Source organism: Amycolatopsis sp. PSD-21 (assembly GCF_055561455.1).
The window spans coordinates 6,948,121-6,966,187 of record NZ_CM145712.1 but is presented as its reverse complement, the minus strand read 5'-3'; the positions used below and the strand labels follow the sequence as shown (position 1 = coordinate 6,966,187).

The window sequence follows — 18,067 nt, the reverse complement described above, 5'->3', positions numbered from 1 at the left end:
TGGGGGATGGCGAGTCTTCTCGCTAATCTCGCGCTCATGGACCTTCGTGTGCTGGCCTACGACCACCCCGACGCGGTGAAACTGCTGGCCGAAGCGCAGCTCGAACTGGCCGCCCGGTACGGCAGCGAAGACGAAACACCGATGGACGCGGCGCAGTTCGCCCCGCCGAGGGGGCTGTTCATCGCCGCCTACCTCGACGACGTCCCGGTCGCTTGCGGTGCCTGGCGGGCGCACGACGGGCCGGAACCCCTGTTGCCGGGCGACGCCGAGATGAAACGGGTGTTCGTGATGGCTTCGGCGCGAGGCCGCGGCTTGGCGAGGGCGATCCTCGCCGATCTGGAGCGGACGGCCGCCGAGGCCGGACGGCTGCGCATGGTGCTGGAGACCGGCGACAAGCAGCCGGAGGCCATCGCGCTATACGAATCGTCCGGATACCGGGAGATCCCGGGTTTCGGATACTACAAGGACGAGCCGGAAAGCATCTGCTACGGCAAGCCGCTGGTCTAGGAGAACGCATGCCGATCTACGCACTGGGCGACCTCGAACCGTCGATCCACCCGGACGCCTATGTCCACCCCGACGCGACGGTGATCGGCGACGTCCGGATCGCGGCGTTCGCGTCGGTGTGGCCGCAGACCGTGCTGCGCGGCGACCACGGGTACATCGAGATCGGCGAGCGGTCCAACGTCCAGGACGGCTGCGTCCTGCACTGCACCCGCAAGGAGCCGACGATCATCGGGAAATCCTCCGCCGTCGGGCATTCGGTGCACATCGAAGGCGCGCGCATCGGCGAGGGCTGCCTGATCGCGTCGGGATCGGTGGTGCTGAACGGAACCGTCGTCGAGGACGGCGGGATGGTCGGCGCCGGCGCGGTTCTCTCCTACGGGTCCTATGTGGACAGTGGGCATATCGCGCTCGGCGTCCCGGCGAAGACGCGGCCGAACACGTCGTTCGGGCCGGACAAGATCAAGCTGGTCGTCGACGGTTATGTCGAGCGCGCGGCTCGGTTCCGGGTCGAACTCCGGCGGCTCGACGGACGTGAGTAAGCTCGCACGCCGTGACCGCACGACCGCTGCAGGACATCGTCGAAGCAGGCTGGGCGAAGGCCCTCGAACCGGTGGCGCCGCAGGTCGCCGCGATGGGGGAGTTCCTCCGCGCGGAGATCGCCGCGGGCCGGACCTATCTCCCGGCGGGTGAACACGTGCTGCGGGCGTTCCAGCAGCCGTTCCACGACGTGCGGGTGCTGATCGTCGGCCAGGACCCGTACCCGACGCCCGGGCACGCCGTCGGGCTGAGCTTCTCGGTGGCGCCGGACGTCCGGCCGATCCCGAAGAGCCTGATCAACATCTACAAGGAGTACTGCGAGGACCTCGGGCACCCGCTGCCGTCGAACGGGGACCTGACGCCGTGGGCCGACCAAGGGGTCCTGCTGCTCAACAGGTCGCTGACGGTGCAGCCGGGGAAGTCGAACTCGCACCAGGGCAAGGGCTGGGAAGCGGTCACCGAGCAGGCCATCAAGGCCCTCGCCGCCCGGGACGAGCCGATGGTGGCGATCCTGTGGGGCCGCAACGCGCGGAACCTTAAGCCGATGCTGGGGAAGGTGCCGTGCATCGAGTCGGCGCACCCGAGCCCGCTCTCGGCGCACGCCGGCTTCTTCGGGTCGCGGCCCTTCAGCCGGGCGAACCAGCTGCTGGAGCAGCAGGGCGCCGGTCCCGTGGACTGGAAGCTCCCCTGATCCTCTTGTGTTGCGCGTGAAGGCCCCCTTCCCTCGGCTGAGCCGAGGGAAGGGGGCCTTCACGCGCTTCGGTGGCAGCAGTGAGAGCAGTGACCGGTGTGACTCCTGAGGTTTCGCCGAAGTCCGTGAAGGCCTCCTTCACTACCTTGAGGGTAGGAAAGGAGGCCTTCGCTACGCCTGGGTGCACGGGGTGTCGAGCCAGGCGTTGAGCGGCAGTCCGAACGGGATCAGTCCTGGGCTGGGGTGGGCGCTTCGGAGTACGTGAAGGACCCCTTCCTGTACCTAGGCGCAAGGATGGGGTCCTTCATGTACTCGGGAAGGTGTGAAGGCCGAGTTTCCTCGGCTCAGCCGAGGGAAGGGGGCCTTCACGCGCCGCCGTTGTGACTGGTGGTGCTACTGAGTCGCGTGGGGAATGCCTTCACGGACTTGGCACAAGCACAAAAAAATGGCGGGTGCTCCGGAGAGCACCCGCCATTCCCCAAAAACCCGGCTCAGCCGCGAACGACCTTGCCCGCCTTGATGCACGAGGTGCAGGCGTTCAGGCGCTTGCGCTGGGACAGACCGATCTTGGCGTGAACGGTCTGGATGTTCGGGTTCCACCGGCGGTTGGTACGCCGGTGGGAGTGCGAGACCGACTTGCCAAAGCCCGGTCCCTTGCCACAGACGTCGCACACGGCAGCCACGTCGAACTCCTCTGGATCTGGGACAAAGAATGACGCGCCCAGCATGCTGGGCAACTCGACCATAGTAACCAGTGGCTCAGAGCCCTCCGGCACCGGGTCGATACCCTCGCTGGAACAGCTAGGAGGTTACGGGGTGCGGGTGCTCGACGTGGCGGCGGTGTCGGCCTGGTCGGCGGCCTGTGTGCACAGCTTGGCGGTGCTCCGGCCGGCGATCGACGGCATCAACGTCTACCCGGTCGCCGACTCCGACACCGGCTCCAACCTGCTGTTCACCATGACCGCGGCCCGTGACGCGCTGGCGGAGGCCGACCCGGCGACGACCGCCGAGGCGCTGTCGGCGTTCGCCAAGGGCGCGGTCGCGGCGGCCAAGGGCAATTCGGGTGTGATCATGTCGCAGGTCGTGCGCGGGATCGCCGAGTCGGCGGCCGCGAGGGAGCTGGACGGGCCGGGGCTCGCGGAGGCGCTGGGCTGCGCGGACAGGGCCGCCACCGGCGCGGTGAGCCGCCCGGTGGCCGGGACCATCCTGACCGTCCTCCACACCGTCGCCGCGGCCGTCCGTGACGCGACAGGCTCACTCGAAGAGGTGGCCGCCGAGGCGTCGCGCGTCGCCGCCGAAGCCCTCGAAGAGACCCCGAAGCAGCTGCCCGTCCTGGCGGTGGCCGGCGTGGTCGACGCGGGCGCCCGCGGCCTCGTCGCGGTCCTCGACGCCCTGCACGGCGTGATTTCCGGCGGCCTCACCGAGCCGGAGCACCCGCTCGAGGCGCATCACCATCACACGATCGAGGCGCCGACGGCGTGGGAGGTCATGTACCTGCTCGACGGCGTCGACGAGACCAGCCTTCCCGGGCTTCGCAAGACCCTCAGCGGCCTCGGCGACAGTGTCACGGTCGCCGGGGACGGCGCCGGCGCGTACGCCGTCCACGTCCACTGCGCGGACATCGGCGCGGCGCTGGAGGCCGGCATCGAGCTCGGCCGCCCCCGCCGGGTCCGGGTCGAGCCGCTGATCACGCCCACCCCGGTCGAGGTCGGCGGCGGGATCGACCGTTCGGTGGTCGCCGTGGTCCACGGCGGGCCGCTGGCCGAACTCCTCCGCGCGGAGGGGGTGGCGGTGCTTTCGGTCCCGCAGGGGGCCGAGCCGACGGTCGAGGAGATGCTGGGCCTGATCAACGAGGCCGCCGGGCATCACGTCACCGTCCTTCCCGGCGGTCAGGAGCTGACCGCGGCGGCCGACGCGGCCGCGGGGCACGCGATGGCCGCGGATCGCGACGTCGTCGTCATCCCGTGCGTTTCACCCGTCCAGGTGCTCGCCGCGCTGGCCGTCCACGACCAGGACCGCCGCACCAACGACGACGTGGTCGCGATGGCCGAGGCGGCCGCCGCCACCAGGCGTGGCGAATTGAGGATCGCGCAGGAGGAGTCGCTAACCTGGGTGGGCCGGGCGCAGGCCGGTGACGTCGTCGGCCTCGTCGACGGCGAGGTCGTGCTGATCGAGCCCGCGCCCGCCTCGGAGACGAGCCTGGTCGCGGCGGCGGTCGGCGTGCTGAACCGGATGCTGGCCCTCGGCGGCGAGCTGGTCACCGTGCTGACCGGGCTGGACGCGCCCGTCCGGCTCCCCGGTGAGCTGGCGGATCAGCTGCGCCTGGAGCATCCCGAGGTCGAAGTGACGAGTTACGCGGGCGGCCAGACCGACGCCGTGCTGCTGATGGGGGTGGAGTGACCGCATGACCAACCTGCGCGCGGACCTCAAGCTGGTCGTCGGCGCGGCGACGGCGAAGGCGCTCGCCAAGGGCCTCAAGATCGAGACGGTCAGCGACCTCCTGCGGCACTACCCGCGCCGGTACGCCGAACGCGGTCAGCTCACCGACATCGCCGGGCTCGAACTCGGCGAGCACGCCACCGTGATGGCGCGTATCGAGCGGGTCAACAAGCGCCGGATGAAGGCGCGCAACGGCACCCTGCTCGAAATGGTGATCACCGACGGCAAACGCCGCCTGCAGTGCACCTTCTTCAACCAGGCCTGGCGCGAAAAGGAACTCGTGCCCGGCAAGAACGGCCTCTTCGCGGGCAAGGTCACCGCCTTCCGCGACGTCCTGCAGCTGGCGAACCCCGAGTACGAACTGTTCGACGCCGAGCGCCAGGCCGAGGCGATGGACGACTTCCTCGCCGAGATCATCCCGGTGTACCCGGCGGCGCAGGGGATCCCGACCTGGGTGATCGCCAAGGCCGTGCGGCAGGTGCTGGACGTGCTGGAGGTCGACGAGGACCCGATGCCGATCGAGCTGCTCGCCCGGTACGGCCTGCCCAGCCTGGAAAGCGCGCTGCGCGGCATCCACCGCCCGTCGAGCTGGCAGGCGCTGAACTCCGCGCGGGACCGGCTCAAATGGGACGAAGCCATGGCCGTGCAGCTGATCTTCGCGCAGCGCAGGCATTCTTTGGTCTCGCGGCCCGCGAAAGCCTGTCCGCACACCGACGGCGGCATCCTCGACGCCTTCGACAAGCGGCTCCCGTTCGCGCTGACGGCGGGCCAGCAGGAGATCGGTGAGGAGATCGCCCGCGATCTGTCCACCGAGCATCCGATGAACCGGCTGCTGCAGGGCGAGGTCGGTTCCGGAAAGACCGTGGTCGCGTTGCGCGCCATGCTGCAGGTCGTCGATTCCGGGCGGCAGGCGGCGATGCTCGCGCCGACGGAGGTCCTCGCCGCGCAGCACGCCCGGTCGCTGCGCGAGATGCTCGGCGACCTCGGGCAGGCGGGTGAGCTCGGCGGCGCGGAGAACGCGACGCGCGTGACCCTGCTGACCGGGTCGATGGGCGCCAAGGAACGCAAGAAGGCGTTGCTGGAGACGGTCAGCGGCGAGGCCGGGATCATCGTCGGCACGCACGCGCTCATCCAGGACACCGTTTCCTTCGCCGATCTCGGCCTGGTCGTGGTCGACGAGCAGCACCGCTTCGGCGTGGAGCAGCGGGACGCGCTGCGCTCCCGCGGCGCCGACGAGACCAGCCCGCACGTGCTCGTCATGACGGCGACGCCCATCCCGCGCACGGTCGCGATGACGGTCTACGGCGATCTGGAGATCTCCGCGCTGCGCGAGATGCCGGTCGGCCGGTCGCCGATCAAGACGTCGGTGGTGCCGGTCGCGGAGCGTCCCGCCTGGCTGGACCGGGCGTGGCAGCGGGTCCGCGAGGAATGTGGCAAGGGCCACCAGGCGTACATCGTCTGCCCGCGGATCGGCGACGAACCGGCGTCGGACAAGGGCGACAAGCGGCCCGCGCTCGCGGTCCTCGACGTGGCGCCCGAGCTGGCCGAAGGACCGTTGAAGGGCCTGAAGATCGGGGTCCTGCACGGCAGGATGCCCGCGGACGACAAGGACGCCGTGATGCGGGCGTTCTCCAAGGGTGATCTGGACGTGCTCGTCGCCACCACCGTGATCGAGGTCGGCGTCAACGTGCCGAACGCGACCGCGATGGTGATCATGGACGCCGACCGGTTCGGCATCAGCCAGCTGCACCAGCTGCGCGGGCGGGTCGGCCGGGGCAGCGTGCCGGGGCTGTGCCTGCTGGTCACCGAAACCCTGGACGGGACCACCACCCGCGAGCGACTGGCCGCCGTCGAGTCCACGACGGACGGCTTCGAACTGTCCAGAATGGACCTGGAGCTGCGCCGCGAGGGCGACATCCTCGGCGCCGCGCAGTCGGGGAAGAAGTCGACCCTGAAACTGCTGTCGCTGCTGCGCGACGAGGACGTCATCGCCGAGGCGAGGGCCCGCGCGTTGGAAATCGTCGAAAAGGACCCTGCCTTGGGTAATTACTTGGGGCTGGCGCACATGATCGCGGACGTCGTCGACGAAGATCGCGTGGAGTACCTGGAAAAAAGCTGACGTGAACAGCTCTGCCCGATCGGACCTTGCCGCCGGACGGGCTCAGGGGCTTTCCTCGTTCCGTACGGGCGAGGGAGGCCGGGGATGACAGCAGCGATACGGGTCCAGCTCGGTGAGGACGGGGCCGACGCGGAACGGGTCGACCAGCTCACCGGATACCTTCGAGGGGAACTGGCCGAACGCGGGATCACCGACGTGAAGGCGCTGCCCGCCGGCCCGGCGCCGCCCGGCTCGCGGGGATTCGACGTCGCGACGGTGGGCGGGCTGCTGGTCACGCTGGGGCAGTCCGCGCAAGGTCTGCGTTCGGTCGTCGCGGCCGTGCGCGAGTGGCTTTCGCGCGGCGGGAGGGTGAAGCGCACGGTGCGGCTGGAGGTCGACGGCGACGTGCTGGAGCTGTCCGAAGCGACGCTCACCGACCAGGACAAGCTCGTCGATCTCTTCGTGAGCAGGCATTCGCCGTCATGACCGGCGCGCGGCGTGCCTTGATCATCGCCAACGGGGAGTACGACAACCCCGGGCTGAGCGCGCTGCGGTCCCCGGCTGCCGACGCGGAAGCGCTCGCCGAAGTCCTCGGCGACCGCGCCATCAGCGAATTCGACGTCCAGGTGGTGCGCGACGAGACTGCCCATGTGATCGCGGGCCGCGTCGAGGACCTGTTCGCCGACAGCGCGCCGGACGACGTCCTGCTGGTGCATTTCTCTTGCCACGGCTTGAAAAGCGAGTCGGGCGAGCTGTTCTTCGCCGCTCGCAACACGCGGCCGGAGCGGCTCGCGTCGACCGCCGTTCCCGCCGATTTCGTCCAGCGCTGCCTGCGGATGAGCCGGTCGCGGAGCATCGTCCTCCTGCTGGACTGCTGCTATGGCGGTGCGTTCAGCCAAGGGGTCGCCGTGCGCGCCACCGGCGAGGCCAACGTGCTGGACGCGTTCCCGGCCGGCGGTTTCGGCGGCCGCGGCCGTGCGGTGATCACCGCGTCGAACTCCATCGAGTACGCCTTCGAGGGCGACCAGCTCGCCGACGACCACGTCCGCCCGTCGGTGTTCACCTCGGCGCTCGTCGACGGCCTCCGCACCGGCGACGCGGACCGCGACGAGGACGGCTGGATCGCGCTCGGCGAACTGTACGACTACCTGTTCGACAGCGTCCGGGAGCGGAACCCGAACCAGACGCCCAGCCGCGACATCGAGATGCAGGGCGAGCTGTATCTGGCCAGGAGCAGGCGCCGCCGGATCAAACCGTCGCCGGTCCCGGCCGATCTGCGCGCGGCGAGCGAGGATGCCAACATGTTCACCCGCCTCGGCGCGGTGACGGAACTCCAGCGGCGGCTGACAAGCGAGAACCTGTCCGTCGCCATCGGCGCGCACGAGGTGCTCACCACGATGGCGCAGACCGACATCCGGCATATCGCCGAGGCCGCCGACCTCGCACGGCAGGAAGCGCGGGTGCGGACCGAATCCGAGGTGGTCCGGTTCGGAGAGGTCGTCCGTGGATCGCGGCCGGCGGCACGCGTCCGGCTGGCGGGACCGCCGATCGCGCGGGCGTGCCGGTTCGCGTCTTCCCATTCCTGGCTACGAGTGACCGAAGACGGCGACGAGGCCGAGATCGTGCTGGAACGGGAAGAACCCGGGGCGTTCGAGGCGCGGGTCACCGTGACCGGGCCGACCGGCGAGGCGGTGGTGCGGGTCGAGGGCCGGGTCGTCGCGGAACCGGCGCCGCGACCGGAACCCGAACCCGTGCCGCACGCGGCTGTGCCGCCCGCGGCCGTGGTGCCGAAGACCGACCCGTTCGCCGTCGCCGCGGGGCTGCTCGCGATCGCGGCCGCGGTGTACCTCGTGGCCATCGCGTTCTCGCTCGGCAGCAGTCTGGAGGATTTCTTCGAAGACGGCGGCTGGGCGATCCTGCCGCTCGCCGTCTTCGCGAGCGCGGCGGGGATCGCGATGCTCCTGCCGGGCACACGCCGGACGGCAGGCCCGGGAGCGCTGTGCGGGCTCACGCTGCTCGCGGCGATCCCGTACGGCCCGGCGCTTCTCGTCCTCACCGACGTTTTCCTGCTCGCGGGAACCGTCTGCGCGCTGATCGCGGTGCGGCGTGATCGGAGTTTCCGGCTCGGGCTGGGCAAACCGCGGGACGCGCTCAGCATCGCCGCCCTCGTGGCCGGGATCGGTTGCGCGGCAGGGCTGGTGACGGAGGCCATCGAGCTGTTCGGCTACTCGTCGAGCCGGGCCGACGAAGGAACGATCTGCCTCGTGGTCTCGGTGCTGCTCCTGGCCGGGACGGCGCTCGGGGTGCTGCTCAGGCCGGCGGCCTTCGGCGTTGCCTTCCTCGGCGGCGTGGCCGGAGGCGGCATCTTCATGGTGTGCGCGCTGTTCTACGCGATGCCGAGCAGTTCGAGCGTGACCGGCGCGGGCTGGGGGATCGCGCTGGCCATGGTGCTCGCGCTCGCCATCCTGACCGGTTTCGCGGCATGGAAAGCGCGATGATCCGCCCCGCGACCGTCGAGGACGCCTGGCCGATCGCCGAGGTGAACGTGCGGTCGTGGCAGTCGGCGTACCAGGGCCTGCTGCCCGAGCTCTACCTCCGCGATCTTTCCGTCGAAGGCCGGGCCGCCCGCTGGCAGCGGACTCTCGCCGACCCCGCCAACCAAGGCGACATCCTGGTCCTGGTCGAAGACGGAACGCTGCTCGGTTTCACCGCCGTCGACCGGATCCGCGGCGAACTGCGCGCGATCTATCTCGACCCGGAACACTGGGGCACCGGGCTGGGCAGGCTGCTGCTCGACACCGCCGTGGCCGCGCTGCGGGAATCGGGGCACCGCGAGGCGACGCTCTGGGTGCTCGACACCAACAAACGTGCCCAGCGTTTCTACGCGGCCGGAGGCTGGGTGCCGGACGGGGCGACCAAGACCGACACCATGCCCGGCGAGGACGTCCAGCTGTCCGAAGTGCGGTACCGGATCGATCTCGTCAGCGCTTGAACCAGGCGCTTTCCTCGGGTTTGTTGAGGACGACGATCACGCCGACGGCGATGCCCATCCCGATCAGCTGGGTGATCGCCCCGCCGTTGACCAGACTGACCAGCCCCATGACCACGACCAGTCCCTCCACGGCGACAATCGTCGGCCGCACCCACGGCGAACCGCGGGAAATCCTTATCGCGCAAGCGATCAGCACGACGGCGACCGCGAAACCGAGGATCGCCAGCGCCAGGACGAGGCCGGCCTCCTCGTTGCCGTGCTCGAGCTCGTTGATCGCCAGAGCTGTCACGAGCGCGCTCGCGAGGACGTTGAGGACCGCCTGCACCCAAAGGAATCCGCGGACGAGCTTGAGCCTGCCCGGCATTTCCACCGGCCGGTTCCGGACTTCCTCTGTCATGACTGTCCCCTCTCTCGGTGCGGAGGGACCAGTCTGGCCGGGAAAGTCGTTGGCGCTGGCGGTAAAACTGTCCTCATTCTCGGCATGCCGGGGGCTTCGGGGTGTAGCGGCGCTTTCGGAGTCGATCACCCTTCAGTGTTGTTTTACTCTTTTCCTGGTCGCTTAAAATTACGAACATCTGTTCGATGAATTGCGGTATTATGGAGGTGTGTCCGAGACTTTCCTCCCCGAGTTGCCGCAGGAACTGTGGCGTGCCGGCAAGCTGGAGCTTGCCCATGGTGTGCAGCAGTCTTTGCGGGTGATTCGGATGGCCACCGCGGGTTTGGGGCGGTTTCTGGCGGAGGTCGAGTCTCGGGGCGCCAAGGATTTGTTCGGGCATGGGACTACGGCGAGTTGGTTCGCGGAGATGGCGGGGTTGTCGCGGGCTGAGGCGGGTGCGGTGGTGAAGCGGGCGGTCGCTTTGAACCCGACGCGGAACCTGGATGGCACCGAAGCCCCGGCCGTGGCACCCGAGACGGCCGCGGTCGCCGCCGAGGGGTTGGTCGGGGATGAGCGGATCGATCAGATTCTGGAGATCTTGAAGAGGCTGCCTGCCGACACCTCGGTTGAGGATCGGGCGGTCGCGGAGAAGATCCTCGCCGAGTTGGCCCCGACCGCTAGTCCGCAGCAGCTCGCCAAGGCTGAGGCGAACCTCCTGGGCTGGCTGGACCCCGACGGCAACGAACCCCAAGACCCCGAACCCAAAGAACCACGCCGGGAAATCACCCTGGAACGCCGCAGGGACGGCTTCTGGAAACTCACCGGCCTCCTGGACGACGAGACCGGTGCCCGCACCGCCGCCGCGCTGGAGGCCTACGCCCAACCACGGCCGGTCGACGAGTTCGGCCAAGCCGACCTGCGGATGAAATGCGAACGCCTGGGAGACGCCTGGGCCGAACTCCTCGACCTGGCGATCGCGTGCCCGGACCAGCCCGGAACCAGCGGTTATCGCACCCTCGTGAACGTCACCATCGGACTCGAGGAACTGAAGTCCGGCCTCGGCACCGCGTGTCTCGACTTCGTCGGCACGATGACCGCCCGCGAAGCCCGACTCGCCGCCTGCGACTGCCTGATGCTGCCGGTCGTGATGAGCGCCGCCGGAGAACCCCTCGACGTGGGACGGCTCAGACGCTTCGTCACCCCAGGGCAGAGACGCGCGTTGAACATCCGGGACGGCGGCTGCGCCTTCCCCGGCTGTCACCGGAAACCCAAGAACTGTCACGCTCATCATATTGAGCACTGGGCAGACGGCGGACCGACAGATCTCCGGAATCTAGTGCTGCTGTGCGGATTCCATCACCGCCTGATCCACCACGGTGACTGGGAAGTCCGGATGGCCGCCGATGGGTTGCCGGAGTTCATCCCGCCGCAATACCGGGATCCGCTCCGACATCCCCGTCGTAACACCCTGCATCACGTCTGAACCCCGAGGAGCCCGCCCGCCACACCGGCGACGGGCCCTTCGGCATGCCCGTCGCACGAACACCGGGATCTCGTCCCTTTCATGACCGGGCATTCAGGACTTCACCGCAGAACGCTCTTGCTGGCCGTCCGATCACCCGCCGCCCTGTGGATTTCGAGGTCGCCCAAGGCGCGGAGTCTCCCGCATCGAGGAGACTAAATGCGAAACAGTCCAGTGCCCAGGCGTGTATCTCGTCACGGTGGCTGTTGGTACCGCTGAGGATCGGGGGTCCCGGTGACCAGGGTTTCACCGCAGAACGCTCTCGGTGACCGGTCCAATCGCGCGCGGCCGTGCGGATTCGGGTCGTCCAAGGCGGGAAGTCTCCGCGTCGAGAGGACTAGCTGCGAAATCGCCTGGCGTCTGTGCGCGAATCTCGCCACCGTGGTTGCTGGTATCACCGAGGATCACGGGTCCCGGTGTTCAGGACTTCACCGCGGAACGCTCCCGCTGGCCGATCCGATCACGCGCGGCCACGCGGGACTCGGGCAGCCAAGGCACTAAGCCTCCCGCATCGAGAGGACTAAATGCCAGCCCGCCCGAAACCCGCCACAGGCGCTAAGCACCCGGCCGCACGTAGGCTCCTTCCCGCGCCGCCACCGCCACCGCCCGCGCCGTGACCCGCGCCTCCGCCATCGTGACACTCTCCCGCGACAGGAAAAGCCGGTAGAAGATCGGCCCGCACACCGCTCGCACCAGCTCATCGCCGTCCGTCCCGGCGGGGACCTCACCCCGCGCGACGGCCCGCTCCGCGATCGGCGCCATGCGCACGTGCCGGTCGGCGTAGAAGTCGTGCAGGGCCTCGGCCGCCTGCGGCGACTGGAACGCCGCGAGCACCGAAGCCGTGGGCAACTCCTTCAGCGCGGGCTCGGTGAAGTACCGCACGACCTCCGCGGCCACTTCGTACAGATCGTCCTCGAACGAGCCGGTGTCGGGTGCCGTCCAGTCGTCCTCGGCGCCCATCTGCAGCGCGGCGGCGACGAGGCCGTCCGGCGACGACCAGCGCCGGTACACCGTGGTCTTGTGCACCCCGGACCGCTCGGCGACCGCGTCCACGGTCAGTTCGCCGAACCCGCGTTCGGCCAGCAGGTCGAGGGTGGCGTGCAGGACGGCCTGGCGGGTGCGTTCGGTCCGGCCGCCGGGCCGCTGGGTACCGGAGATTGCCAATTGCTACTCCTGTTGCGTTAGTGTGGGGAGTATGTCAGACCCAGCGGAGATCGCGGAACTCATCGGGGACGCGAAGATCGTCGCCATCGGTGAGAACAACCACCACATTCACGAGTTCGGCGACCTGCGCAATCGTTTGCTCCAGCACCTCGTCGAGCAGCACGGCTTCCGGGTCGTGGGCTTCGAGTCCGGCTTCGCCGAGGGCAAGCTCGTCCAAGACTGGCTGAACGGTGGCCAGGGCGACGTCGCCGAGATCGGCCGCGACGGCTTCACGTTCTCGCTCGGGGAGTCGCCCGAGGCGCACGAAATGCTGACGTGGCTCCGCGAACGCGGCGACGTCCGCTACTACGGCCTCGACGTGCCGAGTTCCGCGGGCTCGCCGATGCCGTCCCTCGACGCGGTCCGCGCCTATCTGTCCACTGTGGACGAAAACGCCGTAGCCCTCGTCGACGCGGCGATCGAGGCGACCAAAGGGTACGCGTCGGTCAGCAGCGCGGAGGCGCCAGCCAAGTACGCCGCCCTCGACACGGCCGCGAAGGACAAGGCGACCGCGGCGCTCACCCGCCTCAAGACGCACCTCACGTCGCTGCGCCCCGTCTACGGGGACACCGCCGTCGCGGAGCACCACGTCGAAGGCGCGCTGCGCGTCGACGCGTACCTCGCCGAGATCGCCGCGATGATGTCCGGCGACGCGCCCGCCCTGCAGAGCGGTTCGCGCGACGCGTACATGGCCGACACCGTCCGGCTGATCCGGCGGCTGCACGGCGACGACACGAAGATCGTCGTGATGCTCCACAACGGACACCTTCAGCGCGTCCCGTTCTCGCCGTTCCCCGGGCTCACCTCGCCGTCGGCGGGCACGCATCTGGCGGCCGAGTTCGGCGACGACTACTTCGCGCTGGCGCTCACCGCCGTCGAGGGCGAGACCACCGGGCTCAAGCCGGATCCGGCCGCGCGGCTCGGGTTCACCGTGTACCGCCAGGAACTCGAAGCACCCGCGGACGGCAGCGTCGAAGCCGAGGGCCCCGGGCTGGTGGACCTCCGCGCACGGCGGGGAACCGGGGGACCACAGAGCATCCGGCACGCGCATCTGTTCAACCCTGTCGACGTCGCCGCCGCCTTCGACGCGCTGGTCTGCTTCCCGAAGTCGACGGTGAGCGGCCACATCGGCCAAGACTGTGTCGCTTGAAGCGCGCCTCCACACCGGCCGGAAGAACGCGCGCGTGTCCCACCCGATCGGGTCACCCCAGTTCGGGAGCACCCTCATGACAAGCCGAACGGGTGACACTCCGGGGTTGCCGCCCCCGGGGTACAGGCGTAGAGCCAAGGCATGATCATTCGACTGGTACGGGTCATGGCCGCGCTGGCGCTCCTGGTGCTGGTGGCGCCGCCCGCCTCCGCGACGGAAGTCCAGCAGAACCCGCCGAACTGGGGGCTGGACCGGATCGACCAGCGAACGGGGCTCGACCAGCTCTACCACTACGAGACCGACGCGAAGGACGTCACGGTCTACGTGATCGACAGCGGGGTGGACGCGGCGCATCCGGACTTCGGCGGGCGCGTCAAGCCCGGTAAGGACTTCCTCAACGGCGGCACGGACACCACCGACACCAACGGTCACGGCACGTACCTGGCCGGTGTCGCCGCGTCGAGGACGTTCGGCGTCGCGAAGGGCGCGCAGATCGTCCCGGTCCGGGTGATCGACGCACAGGGCGGCGGCGCCACGGACAAGATCATCGCGGGTATCGACTGGGTGACGCAGAACGCACGGCAGCCCGCCGTCGCCGTCCTCGGTATCGGCGGCACGGCCAACGACCAGCTCGACGCCGCCGTCCGCGCGCTCGCGGCGGTCGTCCCGATCGCCCTGCCGGCGGGCGGCGAGGCCACCGACGCGGGCAAGTTCTCACCCGGCAGGGTCACTGAAGCGCTCACCGTCGGCTCGACCGACGCGAGCGACCAGGTCGGGGCGACGTCGAATTATGGCGAGGTCGTGGACCTGTTCGCGCCCGGCGTGGACGTGCCGGGACCCAACGCCGGGGGCAACGGCGGCAGGGTGCTCAGCGGCACGTCGTCGGCCGCCGCGCACGTCGCCGGGGTGGCCGCGCTGTACCGGGCCCTGCATCCCGCGGTCTCCGCGCCGGACGTCGCGAAGGCGCTCGTCGACCTCGCCGCCGTCGACGTGCTGACCGGCGTCCACGAGGGCACCGCGAACCGGGTGCTGCAGAGTCCCGGGGCGCAACTCGGCCAGGGATGATGTCCATCACCTGGGCAACAACTCCCGCCCTGCGGGACCGAACGGGTAACGTGCCTCACCTACCGATCCGATGATGGGAAGGACCGGCATGTTCCGCAAGGTACTGGTCGCCAACCGGGGCGAGATCGCCATCCGCGCGTTCCGCGCCGGATTCGAGCTCGGCGCGGGCACGGTGGCTGTGTTCCCGCACGAAGACCGCAATTCGCTCCACCGGCTGAAGGCCGACGAGGCCTATGAGATCGGCGAACCCGGTCACCCGGTGCGGGCCTATCTGTCGGTCGAGGAGATCGTGGCGGCCGCCAAGAAGGCGGGCGCAGACGCCGTCTACCCCGGCTACGGCTTCCTCTCCGAGAACCCGGACCTCGCGCGCGCGTGCGAGGACGAAGGCATCACCTTCGTCGGACCGAGCGCGGACATCCTCGAACTGACCGGCAACAAGGCCCGCGCGGTCAAGGCCGCGCGCGATGCGGGCGTACCGGTCCTGGGTTCCTCCGAACCGTCCTCCGACGTCGACGCGCTGATCGCCGCCGCCGAGGAGATCGGCTTCCCGGTCTTCGTGAAGGCCGTCGCCGGCGGTGGCGGGCGCGGTATGCGCCGCGTCCAGGACCCCGCGCAGCTGCGCGAGTCCATCGAGGCCGCCGCGCGCGAGGCCGAGTCGGCCTTCGGCGACCCGACGGTGTTCATCGAGAAGGCCGTCGTCGAGCCGCGCCACATCGAGGTCCAGATCCTCGCCGACGGCGAGGGCAACGTGATCCACCTCTACGAGCGCGACTGCTCGGTCCAGCGGCGCCACCAGAAGGTCATCGAGCTGGCCCCGGCACCGAACCTGCCGTCCGAACTGCGCGACCGGATCTGCTCCGACGCGGTGAAGTTCGCCCGCCAGATCGGTTACCGCAACGCCGGCACCGTCGAGTTCCTGCTCGACCGGGACGGCAACCACGTCTTCATCGAGATGAACCCGCGGATCCAGGTCGAGCACACGGTGACCGAGGAGGTCACCGACGTCGACCTCGTCCAGTCGCAGCTGCGCATCGCCTCCGGCGAGACGCTCGAAGACCTGGGGCTGTCGCAGGACAAGGTGTACCTGCGCGGCGCGGCCCTGCAGTGCCGCATCACCACCGAGGATCCCGCCAACGGTTTCCGCCCGGACACCGGGATGATCAGCGCGTACCGCTCGCCCGGTGGCTCCGGTATCCGCCTCGACGGCGGGACGGCGTTCGCCGGCACCGAGATCAGCGCGCACTTCGACTCGCTGCTGGTGAAGCTCAGCTGCCGCGGCCGCGACTTCAAGACCGCCGTCGGCCGCGCGAGGCGCGCCGTCGCCGAGTTCCGGATCCGCGGTGTGGCCACGAACATCCCGTTCCTGCAGGCCGTCCTCGACGACCCGGACTTCCGCGAAGGCCGCGTCACGACGTCGTTCATCGAGGAGCGCCCGCATCTGCTCACCGCGCGCCATTCGGCCGACCGCGGGACCAGGCTGCTGACCTACCTCGCCGACAAGACGGTCAACAAACCGCACGGCGAGCGTCCGCGCACCCTCGACCCGCAGGTCAAGCTGCCGAAGCTGCCCAAGGGGCTCGAGCCGGCGCCCGGCTCGAAGCAGAAGCTCACCGAGCTCGGCCCGGACGGTTTCGCCCGCTGGCTGCGGGAATCGCCGACCATCGGCGTCACCGACACCACCTTCCGTGACGCGCACCAGTCGCTGCTCGCCACGCGGGTGCGGACGAAGGACCTGCTCGCGGTCGCGCCCGTGGTCGCGCGGACCACGCCGCAGCTGCTCTCGCTGGAATGCTGGGGCGGCGCGACCTACGACGTCGCGCTGCGGTTCCTGGCGGAGGACCCGTGGGAGCGGCTGGCGAAACTGCGGGAAGCGGTGCCGAACATCTGCCTGCAGATGCTGCTGCGCGGCCGCAACACCGTCGGCTACACGCCGTACCCCACCGAGGTGACCAACGCCTTCGTCGAGGAGGCGACGGCGACCGGGATCGACATCTTCCGGATCTTCGACGCGCTCAACGACGTCGAGCAGATGCGCCCGGCGATCGAGGCCGTCCGCGAGACCGGATCCGCCGTCGCCGAGGTCGCGCTCTGCTACACCTCGGATCTGTCGGACCCGTCGGAGAAGCTGTACACGCTCGACTACTACCTCAAGCTGGCGGAGCAGATCGTCGGCGCGGGCGCGCACGTCCTGGCCATCAAGGACATGGCGGGCCTGCTGCGGGCACCGGCGGCGGCGCGGCTGGTTTCCGCGCTGCGCAAGGAGTTCGACCTCCCGGTGCACATCCACACGCACGACACCGCAGGTGGTCAGCTCGCGACGTACCTCGCCGCGATCCAGGCGGGCGCGGACGCCGTCGACGGTGCCGTCGCGTCCATGGCGGGCACGACGTCGCAGCCGTCGCTGTCGGCGCTCGTCGCCGCCACCGACCACTCGGACCGGCCGACCGGGCTGGACCTGCAGGCGATCGGTGACCTGGAGCCGTACTGGGAGAGCGTGCGCAAGATCTACGCGCCGTTCGAGGCGGGGCTCTCGTCGCCGACCGGGCGGGTGTACCACCACGAGATCCCGGGCGGTCAGCTGTCGAACCTGCGCACCCAGGCGATTTCGCTCGGCCTCGGGGAGCGGTTCGAAGACATCGAGGCGATGTACGCGGCCGCGGACAAGATCCTCGGGCACCTGGTCAAGGTCACGCCGTCGTCCAAAGTGGTCGGTGACCTCGCGCTGCACCTCGTCGGCGCGGGCGTCTCGCCGTCCGACTTCGAGGCGGAGCCGAACAAGTTCGACATCCCCGACTCGGTGATCGGCTTCCTGCGCGGCGAACTGGGCGACCCGCCCGGCGGCTGGCCGGAGCCGTTCCGCACCAAGGCCCTCGAAGGCCGGGCGAAACCGAAGCCGGTGCAGGAACTGTCCGAAGAGGACCGCAAGGGGCTGGCGGAGAACCGGCGCGCGACGCTGAACCGGCTGCTGTTCCCCGGGCCCACGAAGGACTTCGAGGCGCACCGCGAGCAGTACGGTGACACGTCCGTCCTGCCGTCCAAGGACTTCTTCTACGGCCTGCGGCCGGGCGAGGAGTACTCGGTCGACCTGGAACAGGGTGTCCGGCTGCTGATCGAGCTGGAGGCCATCGGCGAGGCGGACGAGCGCGGGCTGCGCACGGTGATGTCCACGCTCAACGGCCAGCTGCGCCCGATCCAGGTCCGCGACACCTCGATCGCGTCGGACATCCCGGCGACGGAGAAGGCCGACAAGAGCGACCCGAAGCAGATCGCCGCGCCGTTCGCGGGGGTGGTCACGCTGCAGGTGTCGGAGGGCGACGAGGTCGAGGCCGGTGCGACGGTCGCGACCATCGAGGCGATGAAGATGGAGGCGTCGATCACCGCGGCGGGCGGCGGCAAGGTGTCGCGGCGCGCGATCAACGCCGTCCAGCAGGTGGAAGGCGGGGACCTGCTGCTCGTCCTGGAGTGATCTGCGCGTGAAGGCCCCCTT

At 69.7% G+C, this 18,067-nt stretch carries 15 protein-coding genes; 12 read left to right on the top strand and 3 right to left on the bottom strand.

What is annotated here, in order from left to right:
• Nucleotides 1-36 precede the first annotated feature (36 nt).
• Genes ACZ1DY_RS32635 through ACZ1DY_RS32625 form a run of 3 tightly spaced genes read left to right on the top strand, consistent with a single transcriptional unit; the run spans nucleotide 37 to nucleotide 1,735 of the window.
• Entirely contained in the window at nucleotides 37-507 is a 471-nt protein-coding gene (locus tag ACZ1DY_RS32635; protein ID WP_192742791.1) for a GNAT family N-acetyltransferase, read from the top strand.
• Between the two features lie 8 nt (nucleotides 508-515).
• Nucleotides 516-1,046: a gamma carbonic anhydrase family protein gene (locus tag ACZ1DY_RS32630; RefSeq protein ID WP_257485051.1), complete on the top strand. Its 531-nt coding sequence runs from the start codon at nucleotides 516-518 to the stop codon at nucleotides 1,044-1,046.
• An 11-nt stretch (nucleotides 1,047-1,057) separates the two neighbouring features.
• Complete coding sequence (locus ACZ1DY_RS32625) at nucleotides 1,058-1,735, top strand: uracil-DNA glycosylase (RefSeq protein ID WP_192742789.1); 678 nt, start codon at nucleotides 1,058-1,060, stop codon at nucleotides 1,733-1,735.
• Nucleotides 1,736-2,226: 491 nt separating this feature from the next.
• On the opposite strand, the gene rpmB is transcribed toward ACZ1DY_RS32625, so the two are convergent.
• The gene (rpmB, locus tag ACZ1DY_RS32620; protein ID WP_007031450.1) at nucleotides 2,227-2,418 is read right to left on the bottom strand and encodes a 50S ribosomal protein L28; all 192 of its coding nucleotides are present in this window, start codon (nucleotides 2,416-2,418) and stop codon (nucleotides 2,227-2,229) included.
• A gap of 133 nt (nucleotides 2,419-2,551) precedes the next feature.
• On the opposite strand from rpmB, the gene ACZ1DY_RS32615 reads away from it, so the two are divergent.
• From ACZ1DY_RS32615 to ACZ1DY_RS32595, 5 genes are all read left to right on the top strand, one after another.
• Nucleotides 2,552-4,135, top strand: coding sequence for a DAK2 domain-containing protein (locus ACZ1DY_RS32615; RefSeq protein WP_465481934.1), 1,584 nt, complete (start codon nucleotides 2,552-2,554; stop codon nucleotides 4,133-4,135).
• Between the two features lie 4 nt (nucleotides 4,136-4,139).
• Nucleotides 4,140-6,293, top strand: a complete 2,154-nt coding sequence (gene recG / locus ACZ1DY_RS32610) for an ATP-dependent DNA helicase RecG (protein ID WP_257485053.1) — start codon at nucleotides 4,140-4,142, stop codon at nucleotides 6,291-6,293.
• An 84-nt stretch (nucleotides 6,294-6,377) separates the two neighbouring features.
• Complete coding sequence (locus ACZ1DY_RS32605; RefSeq protein WP_465481933.1) at nucleotides 6,378-6,758, top strand: hypothetical protein; 381 nt, start codon at nucleotides 6,378-6,380, stop codon at nucleotides 6,756-6,758.
• Nucleotides 6,755-8,770 carry a caspase family protein gene (locus ACZ1DY_RS32600; protein ID WP_465481932.1) on the top strand — a complete coding sequence of 672 codons (2,016 nt, stop codon included), beginning with the start codon at nucleotides 6,755-6,757 and terminating at the stop codon, nucleotides 8,768-8,770. Before ACZ1DY_RS32605 ends, ACZ1DY_RS32600 begins: the two co-directional genes overlap by 4 nt.
• Complete coding sequence (locus ACZ1DY_RS32595; RefSeq protein WP_465481931.1) at nucleotides 8,767-9,264, top strand: GNAT family N-acetyltransferase; 498 nt, start codon at nucleotides 8,767-8,769, stop codon at nucleotides 9,262-9,264. The genes ACZ1DY_RS32600 and ACZ1DY_RS32595 overlap by 4 nt, the downstream gene beginning before the upstream one ends.
• On the opposite strand, the gene ACZ1DY_RS32590 is transcribed toward ACZ1DY_RS32595, so the two are convergent.
• Entirely contained in the window at nucleotides 9,254-9,661 is a 408-nt protein-coding gene (locus ACZ1DY_RS32590) for a hypothetical protein (RefSeq protein WP_257485057.1), read from the bottom strand. The two genes, ACZ1DY_RS32595 and ACZ1DY_RS32590, sit on opposite strands and share 11 nt — an antisense overlap.
• A gap of 208 nt (nucleotides 9,662-9,869) precedes the next feature.
• On the opposite strand from ACZ1DY_RS32590, the gene ACZ1DY_RS32585 reads away from it, so the two are divergent.
• Nucleotides 9,870-11,123 carry an HNH endonuclease signature motif containing protein gene (locus tag ACZ1DY_RS32585; protein ID WP_465481930.1) on the top strand — a complete coding sequence of 418 codons (1,254 nt, stop codon included), beginning with the start codon at nucleotides 9,870-9,872 and terminating at the stop codon, nucleotides 11,121-11,123.
• A 594-nt stretch (nucleotides 11,124-11,717) separates the two neighbouring features.
• Here ACZ1DY_RS32585 and ACZ1DY_RS32580 read toward each other — a convergent pair.
• Complete coding sequence (locus ACZ1DY_RS32580) at nucleotides 11,718-12,326, bottom strand: TetR/AcrR family transcriptional regulator (protein WP_465481929.1); 609 nt, start codon at nucleotides 12,324-12,326, stop codon at nucleotides 11,718-11,720.
• Between the two features lie 31 nt (nucleotides 12,327-12,357).
• On the opposite strand from ACZ1DY_RS32580, the gene ACZ1DY_RS32575 reads away from it, so the two are divergent.
• The 3 genes from ACZ1DY_RS32575 to ACZ1DY_RS32565 all read left to right on the top strand — a co-directional run bounded on the left by ACZ1DY_RS32575 (nucleotide 12,358) and on the right by ACZ1DY_RS32565 (nucleotide 18,046).
• A complete protein-coding gene (locus tag ACZ1DY_RS32575; RefSeq protein ID WP_465481928.1) occupies nucleotides 12,358-13,515 on the top strand; it encodes an erythromycin esterase family protein in 1,158 nt (385 codons plus the stop codon).
• Between the two features lie 165 nt (nucleotides 13,516-13,680).
• Nucleotides 13,681-14,580 (top strand): S8 family peptidase, encoded by a 900-nt coding sequence (locus ACZ1DY_RS32570; RefSeq protein ID WP_465485738.1) that lies wholly within the window; start codon nucleotides 13,681-13,683, stop codon nucleotides 14,578-14,580.
• 88 nt (nucleotides 14,581-14,668) lie between these two features.
• Entirely contained in the window at nucleotides 14,669-18,046 is a 3,378-nt protein-coding gene (locus ACZ1DY_RS32565) for a pyruvate carboxylase (protein ID WP_126733569.1), read from the top strand.
• Nucleotides 18,047-18,067 lie beyond the last annotated feature (21 nt).